This window comes from Arthrobacter horti, assembly GCF_030731045.1.
Taxonomy (GTDB): Bacteria; Actinomycetota; Actinomycetes; order Actinomycetales; family Micrococcaceae; genus Arthrobacter_E; species Arthrobacter_E nanjingensis.
Genome location: NZ_JAVALS010000007.1, coordinates 81,781 through 104,227 on the forward strand (window position 1 = coordinate 81,781; position 22,447 = coordinate 104,227).

General features: G+C 62.5%; 19 protein-coding genes and 1 pseudogene. 2 read left to right on the plus strand and 18 right to left on the minus strand.

The features are described from left to right. Positions 1-83 precede the first annotated feature (83 nt). The 10 genes and pseudogenes from Q9R02_RS11190 to Q9R02_RS16520 form a co-directional block, all read right to left on the minus strand. Complete coding sequence (locus Q9R02_RS11190) at positions 84-1,166, minus strand: acyltransferase family protein (protein ID WP_305996775.1); 1,083 nt, start codon at positions 1,164-1,166, stop codon at positions 84-86. Then, on the minus strand, positions 1,163-1,888 hold the full coding sequence (locus Q9R02_RS11195; protein WP_305996776.1) for an acylneuraminate cytidylyltransferase family protein: 726 nt from the start codon (positions 1,886-1,888) through the stop codon (positions 1,163-1,165). The genes Q9R02_RS11190 and Q9R02_RS11195 overlap by 4 nt, the downstream gene beginning before the upstream one ends. After that, positions 1,885-2,844 (minus strand): RNA-binding protein, encoded by a 960-nt coding sequence (locus tag Q9R02_RS11200; RefSeq protein ID WP_305996777.1) that lies wholly within the window; start codon positions 2,842-2,844, stop codon positions 1,885-1,887. Before Q9R02_RS11200 ends, Q9R02_RS11195 begins: the two co-directional genes overlap by 4 nt. An 86-nt stretch (positions 2,845-2,930) precedes the next feature. Continuing rightward, entirely contained in the window at positions 2,931-3,938 is a 1,008-nt protein-coding gene (locus Q9R02_RS11205; protein ID WP_305996778.1) for a CgeB family protein, read from the minus strand. Beyond that, the gene (locus tag Q9R02_RS11210) at positions 3,935-4,849 is read right to left on the minus strand and encodes a glycosyltransferase family 2 protein (protein WP_305996779.1); all 915 of its coding nucleotides are present in this window, start codon (positions 4,847-4,849) and stop codon (positions 3,935-3,937) included. The genes Q9R02_RS11205 and Q9R02_RS11210 overlap by 4 nt, the downstream gene beginning before the upstream one ends. Continuing rightward, the gene (locus Q9R02_RS11215) at positions 4,846-6,501 is read right to left on the minus strand and encodes an ABC transporter ATP-binding protein (protein ID WP_305996780.1); all 1,656 of its coding nucleotides are present in this window, start codon (positions 6,499-6,501) and stop codon (positions 4,846-4,848) included. Before Q9R02_RS11215 ends, Q9R02_RS11210 begins: the two co-directional genes overlap by 4 nt. A 121-nt stretch (positions 6,502-6,622) precedes the next feature. Next, entirely contained in the window at positions 6,623-7,471 is an 849-nt protein-coding gene (locus tag Q9R02_RS11220) for an alpha-1,2-fucosyltransferase (RefSeq protein WP_305996781.1), read from the minus strand. After that, the gene (locus Q9R02_RS11225; protein ID WP_305996782.1) at positions 7,468-8,403 is read right to left on the minus strand and encodes a glycosyltransferase family 2 protein; all 936 of its coding nucleotides are present in this window, start codon (positions 8,401-8,403) and stop codon (positions 7,468-7,470) included. Before Q9R02_RS11225 ends, Q9R02_RS11220 begins: the two co-directional genes overlap by 4 nt. Before the next feature lie 73 nt (positions 8,404-8,476). After that, positions 8,477-8,764, minus strand: a complete 288-nt coding sequence (locus Q9R02_RS11230) for a hypothetical protein (protein ID WP_305996783.1) — start codon at positions 8,762-8,764, stop codon at positions 8,477-8,479. 351 nt (positions 8,765-9,115) lie between these two features. Continuing rightward, positions 9,116-9,415 (minus strand): annotated as a pseudogene (locus Q9R02_RS16520) (PIG-L deacetylase family protein); the annotation flags it as partial. A gap of 342 nt (positions 9,416-9,757) precedes the next feature. On the opposite strand from Q9R02_RS16520, the gene Q9R02_RS11235 reads away from it, so the two are divergent. Beyond that, the gene (locus tag Q9R02_RS11235; protein ID WP_305996784.1) at positions 9,758-10,657 is read left to right on the plus strand and encodes a glycosyltransferase family 4 protein; all 900 of its coding nucleotides are present in this window, start codon (positions 9,758-9,760) and stop codon (positions 10,655-10,657) included. Between the two features lie 10 nt (positions 10,658-10,667). Here Q9R02_RS11235 and Q9R02_RS11240 read toward each other — a convergent pair whose 3' ends face one another. The 3 genes from Q9R02_RS11240 to pcrA form a co-directional block, all read right to left on the minus strand. Beyond that, positions 10,668-12,200 carry a tyrosine-protein kinase domain-containing protein gene (locus Q9R02_RS11240; RefSeq protein ID WP_305996848.1) on the minus strand — a complete coding sequence of 511 codons (1,533 nt, stop codon included), beginning with the start codon at positions 12,198-12,200 and terminating at the stop codon, positions 10,668-10,670. A 117-nt stretch (positions 12,201-12,317) separates the two neighbouring features. Continuing rightward, positions 12,318-12,635 (minus strand): PqqD family protein, encoded by a 318-nt coding sequence (locus tag Q9R02_RS11245; protein WP_305996785.1) that lies wholly within the window; start codon positions 12,633-12,635, stop codon positions 12,318-12,320. Next, a complete protein-coding gene (pcrA, locus tag Q9R02_RS11250; RefSeq protein WP_305996786.1) occupies positions 12,632-15,172 on the minus strand; it encodes a DNA helicase PcrA in 2,541 nt (846 codons plus the stop codon). The genes Q9R02_RS11245 and pcrA overlap by 4 nt, the downstream gene beginning before the upstream one ends. 311 nt (positions 15,173-15,483) lie before the next feature. Here pcrA and Q9R02_RS11255 point away from each other — a divergent pair, with 311 nt between their 5' ends. After that, the gene (locus tag Q9R02_RS11255) at positions 15,484-16,977 is read left to right on the plus strand and encodes a sugar transferase (RefSeq protein WP_305996787.1); all 1,494 of its coding nucleotides are present in this window, start codon (positions 15,484-15,486) and stop codon (positions 16,975-16,977) included. A gap of 67 nt (positions 16,978-17,044) precedes the next feature. Here Q9R02_RS11255 and Q9R02_RS11260 read toward each other — a convergent pair whose 3' ends face one another. The 5 genes from Q9R02_RS11260 to Q9R02_RS11280 all read right to left on the minus strand — a co-directional run bounded on the left by Q9R02_RS11260 (position 17,045) and on the right by Q9R02_RS11280 (position 22,227). Next, the gene (locus Q9R02_RS11260; protein ID WP_305996788.1) at positions 17,045-17,704 is read right to left on the minus strand and encodes an arsenate reductase/protein-tyrosine-phosphatase family protein; all 660 of its coding nucleotides are present in this window, start codon (positions 17,702-17,704) and stop codon (positions 17,045-17,047) included. Beyond that, the gene (locus Q9R02_RS11265; RefSeq protein WP_305996789.1) at positions 17,701-19,338 is read right to left on the minus strand and encodes a tyrosine-protein kinase domain-containing protein; all 1,638 of its coding nucleotides are present in this window, start codon (positions 19,336-19,338) and stop codon (positions 17,701-17,703) included. Before Q9R02_RS11265 ends, Q9R02_RS11260 begins: the two co-directional genes overlap by 4 nt. A gap of 84 nt (positions 19,339-19,422) precedes the next feature. Continuing rightward, entirely contained in the window at positions 19,423-20,415 is a 993-nt protein-coding gene (locus Q9R02_RS11270) for a TlpA family protein disulfide reductase (RefSeq protein WP_305996790.1), read from the minus strand. 21 nt (positions 20,416-20,436) lie between these two features. Continuing rightward, positions 20,437-21,336, minus strand: coding sequence for a hypothetical protein (locus tag Q9R02_RS11275; RefSeq protein ID WP_305996791.1), 900 nt, complete (start codon positions 21,334-21,336; stop codon positions 20,437-20,439). Positions 21,337-21,534: 198 nt separating this feature from the next. Next, positions 21,535-22,227 carry a helix-turn-helix domain-containing protein gene (locus Q9R02_RS11280; protein ID WP_305996792.1) on the minus strand — a complete coding sequence of 231 codons (693 nt, stop codon included), beginning with the start codon at positions 22,225-22,227 and terminating at the stop codon, positions 21,535-21,537. Between the last annotated feature and the right edge of the window lie 220 nt (positions 22,228-22,447).

Consider the following 22,447-nt stretch of genomic DNA (forward strand, 5'->3'; position numbering starts at 1 on the left):
GCTCCCCCAAGTCCCAGGTAATTTCGGGTGCTCGATTGCCACTACGTCCCGGACACGCAAGCCTGTTCAGGATATCGCCAGGGTCACGGGCGGGTATGAACGGAGTGCTTCCCGGAAGGTGCCAGTTTGCGCTTCAGCACGGATTTCAACGCACCGGAAAGCCGGACTTCACCCACCCTGTTCAAGATGACTGCTGCCGCAACCACCACAATGAGCGCCACAGACTCAGCCGGAACCCTCCCGATGCCCTGAACAAACAAGTGTATGAGGGCATAGCCCACCACAACGTGAATCACATAGAGCGAATAGCTTATTTTTCCGAAGAACTGAATGGGATGCCACCTGAGAAGTGGCACACTCCGGAACGCGACCACCACTGAAAATGCGATGCACACGGCAAGCACCCCAAGCCCGTATCTCCAGCCCCAGACCGCCGCTCCCGTAGCAACCGCGAGCACTTGCGCTGCCGGGACGAGCCAGAACCGCCCCCTTCCCTGACGGAATCGATAGGCAAGGATCCCCACGCAAAAAAGAGGGCCGTATTCTGCGAGCGTCCCGTTGAGGATGAGCTTGTCCAGTCTGGGAAGTCCGTTGCCGACCCCAATGCCGTGCCTGAGAACTATCCATCCAGTCACCAACGTGGCAACAACCAGCCATATGCTCAGGACGAGCGTCACGGCCTTGTCCCGCAGCCGGCTCTTCATGAACACAAGCAGCAGGAAGACCAAGACATAGAACTGCATCTCGACGGCAAGTGTCCAAAACGCATCGTTGACGTCCTTGACCAGAAACCACCGCTGGACCATTGAGAGATTGACCAGGATCGTTACCGGGTCGAGTGGTACTCCCGGAATCTTGACGAACCAGGCCACCACTACACTCACCGCGAGCGCGATCCAATAGGTGGGGTAGAGCCGCGATACTCGAGACACTGCGAAGTCGGCGGCTCGACTGACATTGTCGGCAGTCATGAGGATGACATACCCGCTGATCATGAAGAACAGTTCAACCCCAAAATTTCCCCACGTGAATTGAAGGTTTGAAGACGGATCGCCCGGGTAGACCGTGTCGTACGTATACGTGAAGTGTCCCACCACCACCGCCAGAGCGGCGATTCCACGCAGACCGTCAAGTTCCAGATAGCGCCCCCGGCCGCGCGTATTCACTTCATGACCTGACCGGATGATGGGCTGATGGAATGGAGCATCGCCGCCGCGTTCAACCAGTCGACTTCCGTATCCACGTCCGTGCCTTCAACCTCATCCATGATGAACAGCCCAATCCGTCCACCGAGACGATTCGCCTTGGCCAGGTACACTTCGGTCTTCGTCAAATAAAGTGACCCGGTCTCCCGATAGAAAAAGTCCTTCCCGTCAAGATCCTGCCGTCTGGGACGGGCGTCGACGGGATACTCGGGCACAGGATTCATGGATCCTGGATCGGCGCTCGCCGCTATTCTCCACAGAAACGGAGTCTGGGGCACAACGCCGACCATGGAATCCACCAATGACGCTTCGAACTCTTTGATCGCCCGATCCACCGTCCCAGGAAGTCTCAACGGCGAGGTCGCCTGGAGCAGCATGACGGCATCAGGACGCCGCCCTTGTCCTGTTCGGAAATCAATCGCATGAAGAATGACCGGCTCCGTTGCAGTCGTGTCTTCGGCAAGCATCGACGGACGGAGGAATGGAACGGCCGCACCACAATCCCGGGCAACCTCGGCGATTTCCGGATCGTCTGTGGACACGAGGACGTCCATCGCCGGTCTCGCGGCGAGTGCCTGTTCAATCGTCCACGCAACCAGCGGCTTTCCAGCGATTTCTCGGACATTCTTCCGGTGGATCCCCTTGGATCCACCCCGCACCGGGATGACGCAGAGAATATTCATCGACGGCTCCTGAGAAGATGATCAGCAATGGCTTGGGCAGGCTCCCGGCTCGGCGTCTGCGGAGCCAGCGTGGGGGTATCCCCCCAGCGGTGGATGCCGTAGCGGTCCCAGAACGCTTCGAGCCAGGCGGGCGGGCGGGCGTAGTGCGACCAGGCGGGGAGACCGCGGACGGCCGCCTCGAGTATTCCAGTGGAGAAGATTGACACCACGGGACGGTCGAGGTCCTTCAACGGGATGGAGCCGTCATCGATGGTGATGCCTCTCCGCCGCCACCGCTCGTGCTGGAGACGGGACAGGATGTCGTTCTCGGAAGGGTGAGGACGATAGCTGGCGCCGGTGTCACGCAAGAATTCCGATGCCGACGCGGCTTTGCGGCTTCTTCCCATCTCAGCGCCATGGAGTTGTCCGAGATAGACAGGCGGCGCCTCCGCATCGGTGTCCCTGGCGGTGCTGGTCTGAAGCGCGTTCCAGAGCAACTGAGAGCCGACGACATACCCACGTAGATCGTTCCGTCCGGCCCGGAGGAATTCCAGATCGGCGTCTCCGAAAGCCAGCACGGTGGCACCGTGTGGCAGCGGAGGGGCATACGGCGTCAGCAAGCCGTGCTGGACCACGACGACGTCGGCCCGGAGATCGCCCGCCCAGCGCACCGCGAGCGAACCGGCAGGCAGATAGTGCCCTACCACCAGAACAACGTGAAGAGAGCGAAGGGCTGAAGGAAGCTCACGGTCCGCGGGCTGCCAGGTCCAGGGCCCACCAGGCAGGGGAATACGCTGCGGAGCCAGCACCGCCAGCGGTTCGTCCGATGGCAGCCGCTCGGCCGGATCCAGGAGCGCGGCCTGTTGGGCCGGTGTGGACGCCTCCACCGCGATCAGCGTGCCCGGTTCCCGGCCGCGCACCGCCAGCATGAGGACCGGTTCGGGCCTGTCTTGACGGCGGAGAACACGGTCCTTCACGTAGCGGAGTGAATTCTGCCGGCGGTGCCAGGCGGACCAGTCCGCCAGATCTGATGGGAACATGAGCCCGTTCGCTGGAAGGTCCTTCATGCGGACCACATTCCGTCCAGGATGCACATCCGGTGGGCGAAGGTGTGCTCGGCGAGCGATCTCCGGCGTCCCGCCTCACGAATCCCCTGACCCCAGCCGGGCTCACGGACCACCTTCGCAGCCAGTTCAACGAGTTCATCCTGGGAGCGGAACACCAGCACTTCCTTGCCCGGTTCGTAGAACTCCGCAACATCCTCGCGGTCGATGAGCTGAAGGCCGCCCATCCCGGGCACTTCGAAAGTCCGCATCGCGAGGCCTTCCTGCAATCCGTGAATGTTGATCGCCGCGGCCGCCTCCGCCTGCACCCGGTAGGCTTCCGACAGAGGGATATCCCGCTCAGAGGGAAGTTGGGGGCGCGACAACTCCCAGGTGCGCAGCCGGTCCACCCAGTGGTGCGACCATTGCCGCCCGTATACCCGCAGAGGAACTCCCGCCTCCATCAGCGCCTCCATCAGCGCCACCCGGTTGGGGTACCGGGATCCGACAAAGACCACCTCACCGCTGCGGCGATCCGTCGGCTGGGCCAGGTCGGGATCGAAGCCGTTGGGCAGCCATGTGGCGTTCACGCCGTGTTCCGCAAGGACTTGGACCTCTGACTTGGCGTAGCTTGCGACAGGGCCGATCTCCCGAAGGAACTCGAACGAGTAGTCATGCCGTTTGAGGTCGTCATAGAGCCATAGCACTCGCGGAATGTTCCGTGAATTCACGGCATCCCAGAATCGGGAGTCCAGAGAGTCGCCTTTGATCACCACGACTCGGTCAGGATTGGTCTTTCTCAACACGGAGAGGACTCGGTCAGTGGCCCAGCGCCGGGCCTCCTCACCGCTGCCGGCGCCAAGCCTCGCCGGCAGCTCAAAGCGGATCTTGTTACGCAGCTTGTCAGGGAAAGATCCCAGAAAGTCGTAGGCGTACGCGATCACCTCATGACCTTGCTGTTCAAGGGCCGCGGCGATCGAACGGTAGTATCCGTGGAACGCCGGACTGATGAGAAGGACCCTGCTCATCGGTTTGCCCTGCCCTGCATCGCGGCCTCCACGCCGTGGGAGAGCAGCGCACGCTCCAAGTTCAGCGTGCCAATCGCGTCCACCTTGTGCCTGGCTGCCTGACGAATCATGTTGACCAGGAAGTTGATATGGCTGGCCACGGTGAGTGCCACCCTCAAAGGCCTGGCACCTCCCCATTTTCCGGCATAGACGAACCGCGCATCAACCAACCACTGCCGGCGTCGGCCGGACTCGGATGATCCTCCGCCTTCGTGCACGGCGATCGCATCACAAATCACGACGGCATGAACCCCTCGAGCCGCAAGCCGACGCTGCAGATCCACCTCTTCGCAATTCATGAAGAATCGCTCATCGAAACCTCCCACGGCTCGCACAGCCTCCATCGGCAGGACCATGGCAGCGCCCATGACCCAATCGACTGGGACATCGCCCGTGGAGACACGCGTGTCATGGCCGACCGCCTCATGAAGCAACCGGAGATGCCGAAAACGTGCCAAAGGAGTCAGCCATTCAACGAACTGGTGCACCACCCGAGGGAAATGGCGGCCGACCCACTGAGGGCAGCCATCGTGCCCGAGAATCTGAGGGCTGAGAACGGCTTCCGGCCAGCGTTCGACGGCGCGCTGAAGGGCTCCGATGAAACCCTCGCCGAAGGTGAGATCACTGTTGAGCACCACGGCGTGGGTGGTGCTCACACCGGCAAGCCCAGAGTTGACAGACGAACCGAACCCCCCATTTGAGTCCCTGCGCACCAGGATCTCACTATCCCCGGTCTCGTAGGGCTCGGGATAAGCGTCGTCGACCACCACGATGGGGCCATGGAATTGCTGCCGCAGCGAACGGACCAGACTCCGAGTCTGCTCAGCGGGGCCGTAGTGCGGAATCACAATTGTCACGTCGTATGCATTCACGCCAGACCGCCCAGTCTCGCGAGGCGAGCAAACTCGGGGCTTCTCTGGACCAGGTCTTCAAATCCTCCGCGCGCCGCGACCCTGCCTGCTTCAAGGAAGTAGATCGTCTCTGCGTTCCTGACCGTTGAGAGTCTGTGCGCCACGATCACCACCGTCATCCGGCCGGCAAGCGCTGTGACTGTATCGGAAATCTTCCTTTCGGTCAGATTGTCCAGAGCCGAAGTCGCCTCGTCCAGAATCAATATTTGCGGACGTCTGTAAAGGGCCCGCGCAATACCGACACGCTGCTTCTGCCCTCCGGAAAGACGTGCGCCCCATTCACCAATGCGAGTGCTCAGCCCCTGCGGCAATGAATCGATGACATCCTCGAGCTGAGCATCTCGAATTACTTCTGACAACAGCTCTCGGTCAATTTCGTCGTCATCGACGCCGAAAGCGATGTTCCGTTCCACTGAATCGTTGACGAGGTAGATGTCTTGAGGGACGAGCGAAACTCTGGAGAACCAGCCCCGCGGATCAACGTCGATCGACGTTCCACCATACTCAATCGTTCCCGTGTCGGGCCGTATCACTCCGAGCAAGAGGTCAAGTATCGTACTCTTCCCCGCTCCGCTCCCCCCGACGAGCGCTGTCGTCTTCCCATCAGGAAAATCAAGGTCAAGATTCTGAACGACCGGAAATTCAGAATCCGGGTACCGGTAGGAGACTCCGCTGAACTCCAGATCGTGCCGGCCCTGGGGAATCCGGCCAGAACTCGCATACACTTCCTGAGTCGAGTCGAGGTCCCTCACACACTTACCGATCAGCTCCAGCCCGACCTGCCCTGAACGGATCATGGCGCTCGTTGCCTGAAGCCTGTTCAGGGTTGGCAAGATCCGGGTCGACGCCGCAGCGAAGACGCCCAGGGTCGCTGTGGCTGCGTTGGATGGCTCGAATGAGAACAGCAGGAGAGCGAGCAGACCGAGCCCTACAACGAACCCGACTTCGAGCACGTACTTCGGCATCTCAGCGAACATGGACAGTCTCCGGGCTGCAGATGCCCTTGAGTTTTTCGCTTCCGCGAATCGTCCTATGAAATGTTCTTCCTTCATGCTCACGCGGGTCTCCCTGAAGCTGCTGAGAGCAGGAATCATCGCCGCCCAGGAATTAACATCACTCTCCGCGAGTTCCAAGCCGACAGCCCGGTACTTTCGCCTGAATACAGACTGAATAGAAAGCAACGCCGCACCGAAGAAGATCACCGTGAACGTGGTTGCGAGAGGAGATACTGCCAAAAGCACGATGAAAATACCGATAATCGTCAGCGCGTCAGCCAGCCCTGCAATGAACCCCATGGCCACCTGACCAAAGGCTTGAGGGACTGCCGCAGAAATATCACGATTGATCTCCCCCAGGTTTCTGGCTTTATGCGACAGGTAGGTGGTCGACATAAATAGCCTGAAGAGCTCAATAGAAGCCTCCGACTCGAGCTTGGTGGATTTCTTAAGCATCCACCAACGAAACCCGATTCCTAACAAGCTCTTAACAACAAGAACTCCGATGACAGTGCAGGCCATGATGAGAATGGTTGACTTGATCTCGAGCGAGCCGAAGAGCGTGCCGAGAAGTGCTTGCAGAGCCGGCGCCATGCTGCCGGTCACGATGAGCTGCATGAGCGGAAGCGTGGCCGCGATACCCACCATGTCCAACACTGCGATGCCAGCAGATCCGAGTGCGGCCAAGATCATCCAGCCTCGGTAAGGCGTTGTAACAAGACTGAAAGCGCTCTTGAGATCACCAATCATTTCGGCGGCTCCGGTACATCTCAGAAGCGGCGTTCCGAATGATTGTCCACCGCGGGTCGAGGTGCCACGATTTGCCCTCGTTGATGTTGCGGGAGTGGAACTCGGGCGCCGCGATCCGGCCGGGCTGGAGCCGGACTTGAGTGTTGATATAGCCTCCCCAGTACGAAAATGTGGAGTTCGCCAAAACGAGTCTCTGGGCCACCGCCAAAGCTGCGAAGTCCGACATCATCCCTGAGCGTGGGATGAGCACCACACGCGTCCCTTCCCAGAGCCCGGGCAGCTCCCTATAGCACCAATCAAGGTCGTCAGAGACGAAGGCGACAGATTCCGGACCGCCAGGAAGCAGACTCGCAACCGCAGCTTGGGCATAGGCCCGGATGTCGAAGCCATAGTTGCGACGGTTACCCTCCACTGAGTAGTAGTCTCCTCGTCGGACATTGACGACTACATCGATGTCCCCGATTTGTTCCTCGGCGTCGTCTCTGGCAGCTCTGAACGTTACAGACTGAAGGAGCACATCGGAGATGAACTCTTGCAGTTCGCTCTGGCTGAAGTCATCGCCATAGCCTTGGTGCCATCCCAGAAGACGCTGATCACGGAACCGGACGTCTTCCGCAGGAAGGGTCAAAGGAGCAAGTGCCGGAAACTCCTTTAGCCAGGGACCCATGTTCGGCCGGTGCCGAACTCGAGCGTCCAAACCGCGACGTTGGAAGCACCAAGCCCTGAGCCAGAGATAGAGGTAATTGCCTCCGTTGATTCCTTCAGCCGGCCAGATGATCGGGCGCCCGTGGCGGCGCAAGCGCTCGAGGACGACTGTACGCGCTCCTGCCAGAATCATCGGTCGTCCACCGTCCGCTGGCTCAGCGTCACAAGGTCGATTTCCGTGAACGGACCCTGAGCTTCAATTCCGAACTCTTTCCATGGCTTCATCTCAACCAAAGACCTCCAGGCGGCTTCAACGGCACTTTCATCAACCTTGGCCATCTCGCGCCACTGAGAACCGATCCCTGCCTCGTGCCCTGCCCGCTCAAGGGCCAACCGACCTGTCTGTGATTTTGCGCGAATCTGAGATCGGGACCGCCATGGGAAATGCAGAACCGTGATGCCGCCTGCTTCGCGCCCGGGTCGGTCGACGAAGTGATTACCGGTCTCAATATGGAAGCCTGGATAAGGACGAAAGGCGGACTTGGGAAGAATTTCTTCGGCACCATTGACCATCCCTCGAAGGCTCCCTTCCTCCACCGGGAACACATTACGGACGGTAGCGCGCGCCTTCGGCTCCTGAAGTCCAAGGAGCGTGCTCTTCAAATCCCCGGATGGGACGGACCAGAACTCATCGGCGTCGAACGGCACCACCCACGCCGCCCCGGCTTTGGCGGCCGCCTCAGCAAGCAAGGTCATCTTCTCAGCCTGAAAGTAAGCAGGTTCGATATCATGCGCGACGTACACCGGGTATTCTCCTGCGAGACGCCGGAGAACCGCGGACGTTTCATCCGTGGAGAGATTGTCCGCTATCAGAACCGCGTCGACGCCTTGCCGGAGCAGATTCATCACGCTGAACTTGATCACATCGGCTTCGTTGCGAACCATTGATACCGCCCAGACTGAACGCCTGATGTACGGCAGTCGCGGAATGTCCATTCCGGCGCTCACCGCCCGCCGCCGGCAACGGGAATCAGGGTCAAACAGACGATCCACGACCCTGCGCCAGTAACCAACGTGCGTCCGAAATCGCAAATTCGCTTCGGCCATCAAACCGTCTGCGAACATCAGCCAATCCCCCAGATACACCCAACGCTGTTGGTCGATTCTATGGTGTCATCCATGCGTCCGCCACTGACGATCACATGCCGGAGCCGTCCATGGTCCGGGGCCACCGCACCCACCAGCCACGCTCGAAGATCGGCAAGGTCTCCTTCGACTCGAGACGCCGGGATTGGGGGTCGAGATGCTTGAGCTGGCTTGAATACTTCCCCACAGCCTCCGTCTTAAAAGTGCTGTCCACCCCCCAGCTGATCTCGCTCGCAGTAAACCCGATCTCGTCGGCCAGACGTGAGGCTTCCGCATCGCCCTGTTGATGCCATAGATAGGGGAGCTCCTCGTAGAGCAACAGGTCCACGTCGTCACGCAAGAAAAGATGCTCTAGAAGTACATCCCTGACGAAAGCATGGTCGGAGTGGGCCAGAAGTCCTCTGGCTTGCAACGTCCGCTTCCGTCGGACATACGCCCGATGCTTGATCCTCCTGAGAGGCGCAAGGATCAGCTGCAGCCCACGAGACCAAGGACTTACCCCTGCGGAAGCAGCCTGGGTCGTCTCCGGCGCGTCCTTCCTGCCTCGTGCACGGACCGGCCGTGTCATTCGGAGACCCGCGCCGACAGGGATAGCCACCACTGGACGCCACCGACGGGTGCCGCGATCCAGATACTCTGCTTGTATCCAAGCATCGACTGCGGTCCTCAGCGCCGCTCGATCCGCCTCGTCGTGCGCTCTGCCCAAGTATGAGGCATCGATCAATCGGAGCCGCTCGAGAGCGCAACCCAGTGTCTCAGCTGCTGCTCGATCTTCCTGCTCACGGGTCTGAGCGGCTTCCCTGGGATGAGTGAAACCACAAGCGGCGTCCCACGCGCTGGGAGCATCTCCGTTGGCTACCCCACCCATGACTGTCAAGATCGTTGAATCGGCCAAAGCAAGCAGACCCGCGCAGGAAAGAGCCGCATCGTCCGCATGTGGCGAGACGACCAAGATTCTTCGGTTCTCGAAAGCCGTCATAGCGTCTCCCATGTATCCAAAAGGTACCAGCACGTTTGAAGCCCGACTATTGCTCTTCTACCAGCCACTCGAGTACGTGTATGCTGAAGCCGCTTTTCGGGGAGATTGAGGCATTGGGTGAGAATTGCAATCCTGTTCACTGGTGACCCCGACGACAAATCTTTGTGGTCCGGGACCCCTGCGAATCTCGTAGCCGGGTTCAGGGATGCGGGTGACGATGTGGTCCCCATCTCCGTCCTGCCTTCCCCCATGGCTGCGATACTCCTTCGTGACTGCATAGCCGCTACACAGCTGTGGCGATTTCGGAACCTGGGTTTGAGGACGGCAGTGGACCGCGCAAGGAAGGTCGCCCTCATGAGCGCCGCATACGGATCGATCGCGACTGTCATCGGGCGATGGCGGTTGCGGCGCGCCGGCCGGGTGGATGGCGTGCTGCAAGTAGGGACTTCCTACAGGGTCCGACACGACAACCTGGTGTCATTCGAAGACATGACGATTCCTCAGGCAATGCTTTCTGAACAGACCAACTGGCACCTGATGACCTTCCCGCAGTACCGGCGGCGGGCTTCCCGCCAACGGGCCGTATACCGAACAGTTTCGGGCGCGGCGTTCACTACGTCGTGGGCTTCAACGTCCGCTGTTCAGGAATGCGGGCTGGATCCGCGTCGGGCCTATGAAGTCGGCATCGGTGTGAACTTCCCAGGCGTCCCAGCTGAAGACCGCGATTGGACAGTGCCGAAGTTCCTTTTTCTGGCTCGAGTGTGGGAGACGAAAGGAGTCCCCACGGTGGTGGAAGCGTTCAGAAAGATCCGGGAGAAGCATCCGAAGAGCGAGTTGCATCTCGTCGGCGGCCACCCTGAAATCACAGAGCCCGGCGTGTATGGCCACGGACCAGTGTCGATCTCCGATCCAGAGTCGGCGCGAACCGTCAGCCGGATCTGGTCGACGGTGACATGCCTCGTGGTGCCTTCCGTGTTCGAAGCAGCCGGGATCGTGTTCGCTGAAGCCAAACACGCAGGCGTCCCAAGTATCGGCGGCAATCTCGGGGGGGCATCCGACGTCATCGGTTCGGCCGGTCTCACAGTCGATCCGGGGGACGTCGACGGGCTTGCCGATGCAATGCTCAGAATGTGCGACCCGGACGTGGCCAAGAAATTCGCAACGAATGCCCTGGCAAGCGCTCCTGAATACACTTGGACGAGCGTCGTGTCCAAGATCCGGGACATCTACACGGATGCATCTGGGCCGCGCTGACCTGCAAAATCTACACCCGTGCCTTGTCATCCGCCTGAGTCCCAGAGGAACGCCTGGCCGACTGGGCGGACTTCCCGTTCTCAGGGGATTTGTCCGATTTCGCAGCCTTCCGCCCGAGATGCCGCCGGACGCCGTGGCGCTTGCTCTTGTAGGAACCGTAGTACCGGTAGTTGTACCCTTCAGGGCCGAGGGTCGCCACACAGTTGATGATCACACCCAGGACGTGGCCTTTCACACGCTCAATGTTGCCCAGGGCACGTCCCAGACTGTCGGTGGTGGTCCGGCCGGCCCGTGCCACCAGCAAGGTGCCGTCCACGATCCGGGAGAGTACTGCGGCATCGGTGACGGGCAGCAGCGGCGGCGTGTCCACGAGCACGTAACCGTGCTGGGAGAGCTCTCTCAGCAGGGACCGCATGGCGTTGGAGCCCAGGAGCTCTGAGGGATTCGGCGGAACGCGCCCGGCCGCCAGGATCTTCAGATTGGGCAGCTGGCCCCAGTCTTGCAGCACTTCCTCGACCGCCGTCCGACCAGCGAGCACGTCGGTGACCCCCACATCCCCGATCACTCCGAACACCGTGTGAAGGCTGGGACGCCGGAGATCGGCGTCGAGCACCACCACGTTCTCACCTGCGGCGGCGAGCGTGGCGGCGAGGTTGCTGATCACGGTCGACTTGCCCTCGCCCGGCAGCGAACTGGTGACCGCCAGTACCCGCGGCGGGTTGTCCACATCAATGAAGCGGAAGTTCGTGCGGAGTTCACGGAACGCCTCCGCCATGGCATGCCCGGCGGATGCCCGGCCAAATCCCGCCACGTCATCCAGAACCTGGGAATGATCCTGGAGTCGTCTGTCGCGCGGAAGCGTCCCGATGACCGGTTGGTGGAATTTCCTCTCCACAATCGCGGCGGTCCGGATGCGCCGGTCCAGCTGATTCCGGACCAGGACCACCACCAGCCCGATCAGCAGGCCTGCTCCGCCGCCGATCAGGAGTGTCACGTTCAGGACCGGATACACCGGAACCCTGGGGATGTCGGCGGAGGTGAGGGCTTCCAGACGTACCACCGGGGTCTGGCCCTTGGGAGTGTTCTGCGACTCCAGATCCCGCACCTGATTGGCCAGGGCCGTGACCCAGCCGTCTGCCACCCGCTTGGCCTCCTTGGCGTCGCCGGATTCGGCGGTGATGGTCACTTCAGGCGATCCCGGTGCCACCGTGGCTTTGATGGTGGCATTGATTCCCGTGTCATAGTTGCCCAGGAGCAGGGCCGCCCGGTCGAACACGAGCTTCGACTCGGCCAACGCCTTGTACCGCAGCGCCTTGGCCTGGGCCAGAGTATCACCGGCCATGGCCGTGCCCATGTCGCCGCCACCACCGGTCACCACCAGGCCGACGGCGGAGGCCTGGTAGATGCGCGGCTGGATCGCATACCAGCCCACGGCCAGGGCCAAGGCCAAGGCGGTGATCCCCACGATCGTCAGCCAGTAGGTCCGCAGGACCACCACGAGATCCGACAGAGAGAAACCCTGCGGCTCACCTTGCTCCATCATGCTCACGTGCAGCAGTCCCCCATCGCATTCATCCGGACCGGGCCAGAAAGAACCTTCAGCTTCTAACGATGATCGGGCGGTGAGCCATCACGACTCAAACCCTGCACGAATTGTCCTTCATGACTGCGTTTTTTGCACTAATCCGGCCGAAGCCAGATTCCCCAGGAATGCGTTCACCTGGTCTTCGATGTCGGTGGCGTGGCCTTCGCCGTACCGGTCGACCAGAATCCGCACCATGTCCGCCACGGACCGGCTGTTCTCCGTCAGCTCCCAGATCTCCAGTCCAGTGCCCTCCACCACCAGGGGAACCCGGCTGTCGACGTTCAGCAACACCAGCCGCTCCGGGACGTCTCCTCCGGCCGATTCGTCCGCCACGCTCGCGACGCGCGGACTACGGATCCACCGGGTTTCCTCAACGGACAATTCGGCGCTCACCCTTCCACCTTCACCACGGGCGCGTACCGGAGCAGGAGGCGCTTCTCCCCCACGGCGAACCGCACCTTGGCCACACTCTTATCCCCGACGCCCTCTACGCTCAGGACCACACCCTCGCCGAAGGCGTTGTGGCTGACCTTGTCTCCCGGGGAAACGCTGACGACCTCCTTCTGCGGCTGCACCCGTCCGCGGACCACGGAGGCAGGGACGTCGGCGTCAAACCCGGCCGTGCTGCTGGCCGGCGCGAAGCCGGCATTGCGGGAGGCCCCGGCGCCCCAGAAGGAGCCTCCGTACCGGCTGTTTCCACCACCCGTGGATCCCCAGCCGGCGGCCACCTGCCGGGTGGTCCCTTCACGTTCCCAGTGGATGAGCTCGGCGGGGATCTCCTCCAGGAACTGGCTGGCCGGGTTGTACTGGCTCTGGCCCCAGAGGCTTCGCACCTCGGATCGGGTCACGTACAGCCGTTGCCGTGCCCGGGTGAGGCCCACGTACGCCAGACGCCGCTCCTCAGCGAGTTCCTTGGGATCGGTGGCGGAGCGGGCGTGCGGGAAGATGCCGTGCTCCATGCCGGTCAGGAACACCACCGGGAATTCCAGGCCCTTGGCGGTGTGCAGGGTCATCAGGGTGACCACGCCGAGCCGGCGAGCCTCCGCCACGGCCTCATCCACGCCCTCCGGGCTGTCCGGGATCTGGTCGGCGTCCGCCACCAGGGAGACCTGCTCCAGGAAGTCGCCCAGGGTGCCATCCGGATTCTCATTCTGGAACTCGCGGATCACGGCCACAAGCTCGGCCAGGTTCTCCACGCGGGACTCGTCCTGGGGATCATTGCTCAACCGCAGCGCTTCCAGGTACCCGGTCTGTTCCAGCACGGCCTCCAGCGCCGCCACAGCGCCGGAGCCGGACGCCACCTCGGCCAGATCGTCCATGAGCTTCACGAAACCCAGCACGGCGTTCACGGACCGGGTGGCCATCGCCGGCGCCTCCTGAGCGCGCCGGGCAGCGGACATGAAGGAGATCCGCTCGCGTTCAGCGAGGTTCGCGACGGCGGCCTCCGCCCGGTCCCCGATCCCCCGCTTCGGCTCATTGAGCACGCGGCGGAGGTTGACGTCGTCGTCGGGGTTCACCAGCACGCGCAGATAGGCGAGCGCGTCCTTGATCTCCTTGCGCTCGTAGAAACGCGTGCCGCCCACCACCTTGTACGGCAGGCCCATGCGCACCAGGACGTCCTCCAGGGAGCGGGACTGGGCGTTGGTGCGGTAGAAGACCGCCACATCGCCGGGACGCAGGTTCTCCTCATCCTGGAGCCTGTCGATCTCCCGGGCGATGAACGCGGCCTCCTCATGCTCGTTCTCGCCGACATAGCCGATGATCTTGGGCCCGTCCCCGGAGGCGGTCCAGAGCCGCTTCTCCTGCCGGTTCGGGTTGCGCGAGATCACGGCGTTGGCCGCCGTGAGGATGTTCTGCGTGGACCGGTAGTTCTGCTCGAGCTTGATGACCTCGGCGTCCGGGTAGTCCTTCTCGAACTCCACGATGTTGCGGATGTCCGCGCCGCGGAAGGCGTAGATGGACTGGTCCGAGTCGCCCACCACGGTCAATTCGCCGGGCGGGACGGTGCCGCCGTCCCGCGTGCCGACGATCTCCTTCACCAGCGCGTACTGGGCATGGTTGGTGTCCTGGTACTCGTCCACCAGGACGTGCCGGAAGCGGCGGCGGTAGGACTCCGCGAGAGCCGGGAACGCGCGGAACATGAAGACCACCTGGGCGATCAGGTCGTCAAAGTCCATGGCGTTGGCCTGGCGCAGGCGCTGCGTGTAGCCCAGGTAGACGTCCGCGACGGCGCGGTCCATCGGATTGCTGTCACTCGCGGTGGAAGAGAACTCTTCGGCGTCGATCAGCTCGTTCTTCAGGGCGGAGATCTTGTGCGCGATCGCCTTGGGGGCGAAGCGCTTGGGATCCAGGTCCAAGTTCTTCGCCACGAGCGTGATGAGCCGCAGCGAATCGGCCGAGTCGTAGATGGAGAAGTTGGAGTTGAGGCCCACGTTCGCTGCCTCACGGCGCAGGATGCGCACGCAGGAGGAGTGGAAGGTGGAGATCCACATGTTCTTGGCACGCGGACCGATGAGCGCCTCGATGCGCTCCCGCATTTCCGCCGCGGCCTTGTTGGTGAAGGTGATCGCCAAAATCTCGCCATGGTGGGCGCGGCCCGTGGCCAGGAGGTAGGCGATGCGGTGCGTCAGCACGCGCGTCTTGCCGGAACCGGCGCCGGCGATGATGAGCAGCGGAGTGCCGGAATGCACGACGGCGGCGTGCTGCTCCGGATTGAGGCCTTCGGTCAGCTGCTCGGCGGTCGGCGCCGGAGCACTGAGCGACCCGGCAGGAACGTCGCCGGCCGCTTCCGGACCCGACGGCGCACCCTCTCGCGGTCCGGCCGCCCGGCGGCCGTCCGGCTCGCCCGAGGGGTTCTTGCGCTGATGGTCCGGAAAGGGATCGAAGAGCATCTCCATGATGCCCTTAAGTCTAGGCGCGGCACCTGACATCCATGGCTCCGGCCCAAGCGACGACGTCTCAGCTTTCCATTGCCTCCCAATAGGAGGTGTTCTAGACTGACCCTAACCATGGCGGCTATAGGAGGTAGTCGCCCTTCAGGGGGACATCCCAGCAACCCTAGGAAAGTTGCCGTGATGCCGCAGCGGACTTCCATATCCGCCCTCTGACGGGTCTCTCACTTCCCGGATCATCCTTGATCAAGCCGCCGAATATGTGCGAAATCAGGGCGTCCGGGGGGATGTAGCTTGACTATTTGGGAGAAGTGGGTCGCCTCACGCGGCCCGTCGGCGGGTGGTCGTCCATGACGTCGCTGGCCGACCTCGTCGTACGTACCCGTACCACCACCGCCGTCGCGGGCGTCCGAGCGGCCAAGCCGCTTTCGTGGCACGTGGCCCAGGTCCGCATCGCGGACGCGATATCCGTTCTGATGGCCACGGTTCTGGCCCAGTTCATCCGGTTCGGCGACCTCCAGGAAAACGTCAAGGGCGCCGGTGACGTCCTGAATTACACCTTGCTCAGCGTGACCATCGCCGTGGCCTGGTGGTTCCTGCTCGGGGCCAGTGGATCCCGCGAACCGCGGATCCTGGGTGTCGGCTTCGAAGAGTACAAGCGCCTGATCACCACGAGTCTGGGCCTCTTCGGAAGCATCGCGATCTTCTCCTACGTCTTCCAGATCAGCACCGCCCGGGGCTATGTGGCCATCGCTGCGCCCCTTGGCGTGTTCGGCCTGATGGTCGGCCGGAAGATCCTCCGCTCCCGGCTCCACCGCATCCGGACGGGCGGGGCCCTTCTGGAGTCGGTGCTGGTCCTCGGGCAGGCTGCGGATGCCCGGCACCTGGCCAAGCAGCTGCTGCGGGAACCACAGGCGGGCTATGCCCCCACGGCCTACTACATCACGGACCGGGACCTCAATCTGGGGCCCGACTGGCAGGAGAGCATTCCGATCATCGGCAGCTCCCGGACCCTGACGGACATCCTGCGTGCCGTGACCGATTCGGGGGCCAAGACCGTGGCGGTGGCCGGAGGCTCCTCCCTGCACCCCATGGTGCTGCGCCAGCTGGGCTGGGAGCTCTCGGCCAAGAACATCGGCCTGGTCATTGCACCGTCCCTGACCGATGTGACGGGTCCCCGGATTCACATGCAGCCCGTGGGGGGTCTCCCCCTGCTGCACGTGAGCACCCCGCAGCTGACCGGTCTGAAGGCGTTCGTGAAGCGCGTGTTCGACATCGCCGGCGCCTGCGGCCTTATCGCTCTCTTCTCGGTGCCGATGGCCATCACGGCATTGCTGGTGCACCTGGACAGCACGGGGCCTGTGTTCTTCCACCAGAAGCGGATCGGGCGGGAGGGGCAGTCGTTCACGATGCACAAGTTCCGGTCCATGCAGGTGAATGCCGAGAACGCCTTACCTGACTTGCAAGAGCAGAGCACAGGCAACGGCATGCTGTTCAAGATGAAGGATGATCCGCGGGTGACCCGGGTGGGTAAGTTCATCCGCCGGTACTCCATCGACGAGCTCCCCCAGCTGTTCAACGTCGTGACCGGCACGATGAGTCTGGTGGGACCGCGTCCGCCGCTGCCATGCGAGGTGGAGCAGTACGATGAGTCAGCCCATCGGCGGCTCCTGGTCAAGCCTGGCATCACAGGCCCCTGGCAGACCAGCGGCAGAAGTGATCTGAGCTGGGATGACTCGATTGCGCTCGATCTGTCCTACGTGGAGAACTGGTCCATGATCCAGGACATTATGTACCTACTGAAGACACTCCGCGCGGTGGTCAGCAAGGACGGGGCCTACTAGCGGTCGCACACCTGAAGGGCCGGAAAGGCACAGTTTCTCTGCCCGGAATCTGTGCCGTTCCGGCCCCTCAGTCTTCCTGGAGCCGCCTCTGGAGTCCCAGCACCAGCCGGGTGCTCAGCCCGTCGATCTGAGCGGCCACAGCCTCGTGGAACGCCTCCGATCTCCCCATGGGATCCTTGACGTCATCCTGAACACCCGCCACCAGGGATCTCCGCTGGCCCGCGGCACGGACCAGCTCACGGAACCGCCCGGCCTGAGAGTAGTCTCTCTCGTCGTCCTGGTGCGCTTCGAAGAACGAGCGTGGCGCGGGAGCATTCAAGGAGCCTGCCAGCTCCAGGAGGGCCACGAACTCACCGAGGCTGAACGTCCGGGAGAGCGCGCGGGGGTATTCCCTCACCAGCTGATCCCGCAATTCCCGCGTCAGTGTCAGGATGACATCAGCCGCCTGTACATAGTTTTCGCAGATCTGCTTCCCCACCGCCCCACGGGGATCTCCGCCATAGTGCTGGGACCACCGCGCCGGCAGCGGCTGCATGGGCTCACCGACCATGGCGCCCAGGCCGGCGCTCGCCAGTTCCACATGATCCAGCCGGTACTCCGCGAGCCGGGCACGGATCAGCTGTTCAGCCAGCGGGGAGCGGCACACATTGCCCACGCACACCGTCAGGATGGTGACGACCTCATCTTCCGGATGAGGCTCCTCTTCCCTCCTGAGGCGCCTGCTCATCGGACCGGGCGCTTTCCACGCCGCATCTGTGCCTTCGCGGCCTGCCGCACCCGATCATCCAGAGCGCTCCCCGAGCGGGCCGTTTCCGTGAACACGGCCTGCGGGAACTCTCCGTGATACTCCTGGGCCGCGGCTTCGGAAGGAACCGGAACAGCAGCCGGGGCCTGGACCTCAGAGGCCGGCTGGGCGGTCTCAGCGGCAGCGGGCGCCGCGCCCCGCTGCTTCCTGCCGTAGTAGTTGCTGTAGGCGTAACGGTCGGCGTTGACGCCTCTCACGGCGGCCCCGTTCAGCACGATGCCGAGCGCACGTCCGGAGACCCGCTTGAGATTGTCCAGCGCGGCGTCCAGCGCGTCATAGGTGGACCGGCCGGCGCGGGTGACGATCAAAGCGCCGTCAGTGCGGGCTGTCAGGATGGCGGCGTCCGTCACCGGCAGAAGCGGAGGCGCATCCACCAGGATCATGGCGGTCTCCTGCAGGCGGTCCAGCAGCGTCCTCATCGCCTTGGAGGCCAGGAGCTCGCTCGGGTTGGGCGGGATCTCCCCGGAACTCAACACGAAGAGGTTCCCGGTCTCTCCCCACGGCTGCAGGACGTCCTCCAGCCGGGCGCGGCCCACCAGAACATCGGTGAGCCCCACCGTCCCCGGCAGACCGAAGATCTCCGCCTGCGTCGGCTTACGGAGGTCCGCATCGATGACCACCACACGCTGACCGGAGGCGGCCAGCGTCTGGGCCAGGTTGGCGGTGATGGTGGACTTGCCTTCACCAGGCATGGGGCTGGTCACCACAATGACTCGAGGCGGCTGATCGACGTCCATGAACTGGAGGTTCGTCCGCAGTTTCCGGAGCGCCTCAGCAATCCGGTAGGAGGCGTCACTGCCGGAGGCGTTGTAGTCCAGGATGGTGCGCTTGGCCGCCATCTCCTTGTCCGCCGGCACGGTGGCCACCACCGGCACACCGGTCTTGTTGTTCAGGTCCGAAGAGGACTTGATGCGGCGGTCGAACGGGTTCCTCACGAAGGCGTACGCCACGCCGAGAATCATGCCGACGGCCAAGCCCATCAACAGTGCCATCTTGAGGTTGGGCGAGCTGGGAGCAGACGGCAGGCTCGCGGAGTCCATGGACCGGAAGTCGATGACGGACTTCTTGGTGACCTGTTTCTGCCCGTCAGGAAGGGTGGTGGTCTGGGCGGCGCCCGTGGAACTCTCCAGGGCCGTCACCTGGGCGCCGATGCCCTGAACCCAGGCCTCGGCGAGGTCCCTGGCCTGCTCCGGGGTGGAGCCGGTGGCCGTGACTTTCATAGTGGGGGTGTCTTCCGGATTCACCACGGTGACGCGCCCGATGAGTTCCTCCGGGGAGTCCTGCAGCTTGAGCTTCTTGGCAACGTCCTCGGCCACCACACGGGACTTGGCCAGGTACATATACGACTTGATCCGGGACTTGGCATAGGAATCACTGGTCATCGCGGATCCCAGATCCGAAGTGTCGCCAGCGCTCAGGATGCCGCTGGCGTCCGAGGAGTACACCTTGGGCTGCACAGCGGTCCACCCCCAGGCCCCGAGAACCCCCGAGACAGTGAGAATCAGAACCGCCACCCAATGGGTGCGGAGAACCTTCAGAGCATCGGTCAATTCCATGCTTCGAACTACCCCCACGTCAGCACAACAGCTATCGGTCCATCGTACCGTCAGGGGCTGATCAGAGGGCCTTTGTTCCCGGCATTAACCGGCCTGTTGTGCCTCTTCAATCCCGCGGACCAGAGCGTCGATGCCTTCCACCCCGTAAACCACCGGAGAACCGACTTTTCCGTCACTGCCCAGCAGGACCGCGGCGGGGGCGGCCGACATGCCGAGCACTGCAATCGCCTTCCTGACGCCGAAGAGCATGTCCTGACGGTTCACACCTGGAAAAGCATCTTGCACGTGATCGATCCGGGCCTGCGCGGCCACCTTGATGGCCACGGTTGATCCGATCCGGTCTTTCCAGCCGACCATTCTCTCTGGCACCGTTGAACAGGAACCGCAGTTCATGGCAGTGAAAACCAGAAGCGTTGCCCACCCGCCGGACAATCGTTCAAGGGAAAGCACGTCACCATGACCGGTCACCATGTCCATGGCAGGCACGGCGTCACCTGGAGCAAGGACCGCAGGACCTGCCGCTGCTTCAGCGACCGACGCCGCTCTTAAGCGTCGGTTCTCCACGAACAACATCACAGCCGCCACGGCCGCCAACGAAAAGAGCGTTCCCAGGAACAATTGTCCGTAGTCGCTCAGCGCTCGTTCCAGCCATGAACTCGAATTCAAGTCTGCCGCGAACGAAACAATGGCGACTCCGGTCAACACGGCGTTCCGCCACGCGGTCCGCGATGACATGGGCTCGGTGGAGAAGTTCCCGAAGCATCCGCAGCTCGACGTGGTCCCGAAACGCACCGTTCGGCCGACGAACACAGTGAACGCCCCGAAAAGGACAACTGCGGCCAGCCGGGCCAGCGCGGCCGGAACCGCCGTCGTGAAAATGAGGGCTAGTCCGATCAAGATCTCGACTGTCGGTATCGCCCACGTCAGGACACTCGGCAGGAGCCCCCGGAACTTGAGACTCGTCAGGCTCGATTCAAACGTCGAGGGAGCCGCAAACTTCGAAGCACCGGAGAAAACCAGGAGGAACGCGATGAACCCCACCGCCACCAGCGCAAGCGCTTGGACAATGGGGTTCATCAGCCAATATGGCAGGGACACCTAATTGACGCCACCCGTGGTGCCACCGCAGATCTGGACATCGAGCTTCTTGCCGACCAGCTGATTGACAATGCCAGAAACCGCCTGTCCGGCAGTCAGACCGGTAAGAGCCACGATGGTGCTGACCAAAGTTCCGAGGAGACCGGTGATTGAAGTCGTCAGCGCCGATCCAAGCTGCGTGCCGAGGTCGACCGTAGCTCCTGCAACTGCCGAAACGGAGCCCCAGTCCCATTGGTCAGTGGACGTCGGGTTGTCATTGGGCGGCGTCGTGAGCTGGAGCTTCCATGTCTCGAGCACCTTGATATCGACCAACGCGTGGAAGAGATCCACATTGACCGTATTGCCCTGGGGAAGGTCGGGATTGATGGCGATGCTGACAAACCCATCGGTGTTGACAGTGGCAACATTCGCAACGCCCGCACCTGCCAGCGGGCTCAGTGCCGGCACGTTGAGGTTGAGGATGCCGCCAGGGTTCGTGAGCTTGAAGATCGTGCCCGCCAGGATCGTTCCCTCAGCGGCCTTGATGGTGAACCCACGTGTGGCACCCGGCGTGAATCCGAGCACCGACTGCAGTGCGCCCTCCACTGCACTCTCAAGTTGAGCTGCGGTGATCAATTGGAGCACACCGCCGCCTACGATCGGGAGCTTCGCGACCGTAAGGTCCACACCAGTAAGAAGACCCTGCAGGACCGAAAGATCGTAGTTGTTAGCACAGAACGGAATCACCTGGGCATCCCACTTGGCCGAACCATAGTTCGGGCCCCCGCCGCCGCCCGTTGTCGGTGAGGCCGCCATGGCCGGTGCCGCGACAGCCGCGGCAACCACCGGAACCGACCATGCGGCGCCCTTGACGATGGCACGGCGGTCGATGCCGGAACCGCCCTTTTCTTCGATGCTCATTGAAGATTCCTCTCCGAGTGATCCTGGAAACCGTTCCGGCTTCCCCCATGACTTGGAGCCTAGGACCCGTGTTCTCCGGTCACAGCGTTTCATCAGGAAGTCGGCGCTTTTGGTTCTTTTTCTGCGCGGAATGTCGTTCCGCAAGAATGGCATCGCTCTGTGACGGAACCGTAGCGCCGCACCACGGCCCTTCAGCCCTCAGCTCGCGCGGTGAGATCGGAAATCCCGTGGCTTGGTCCCGTGGAATTCCAGGAACGCCCTGCGCATGCTGACCAGGGTCTTGAAACCGGACTTCTCCGCCACTTCCTGCATGGACAGCACGTCAAAGCGGCCGTCCTGAAGCAGGGACAGGGCCAGCCGGCTCCGCTGTTTCCTGATCTCCAGGGCAATGGTGGTCCCCTCTTCGGAGAAGATCGCCTGCAGCCTCCTCAGCGACGTCCGCACCGCGAACGCGACCTCCAGAGGCGACAGTTCGGCGTCGGCGCACCGCTGGCTGATGATCGCCAGCGCCTTGTTCCGCAGCGCGTCGGCGGGCGACTCCAGACTCGCCGAACCGAACTTGTCCAGGATGACGCTGCACGCCATCTCGGTCAGGAGCTGTTCCGTGGCATATCCCGGGATCCCCTCATGCGAACTGCGTTCGTGGAAGATGCGCACCGCGAAGTCCCTGATCGCCCGGTCCAGGCTGCTGGTCTGCTCGAAGATGCCGAAACCGTAGAAGTGCGGCGGAGCCATGCCGGAGATCGCCTCCGCGCTGACCCTGATGCATGTGGACGTCCATCGCTCGAGTGGTTCGATCTCGCCGAAATGGCGTTCCACTTCTTCGGGCGCCCTGCCGGGGACCACCAAGACCGCCCCCGCCGCGAGAGTGTTCCCCACGCCCAGTTTCATGGCCCCTTGATCCATGAAACAGATGTCCACGGAATCGTGACAGAAACCCTCTGCCACGTCATCGGCGAACAACCCGCCGGAAAAGCGTGCCACGGATACTGATCCGAAATGCTTACGCTGATAGTGCCCCACATGGTTCACCCCTGAGCTCCTAACCTCAGACTTCCCCCGAGCCTTTAACCTCAGGCTCCCCCTGAGCGATCATTCTACGACCAGGCCC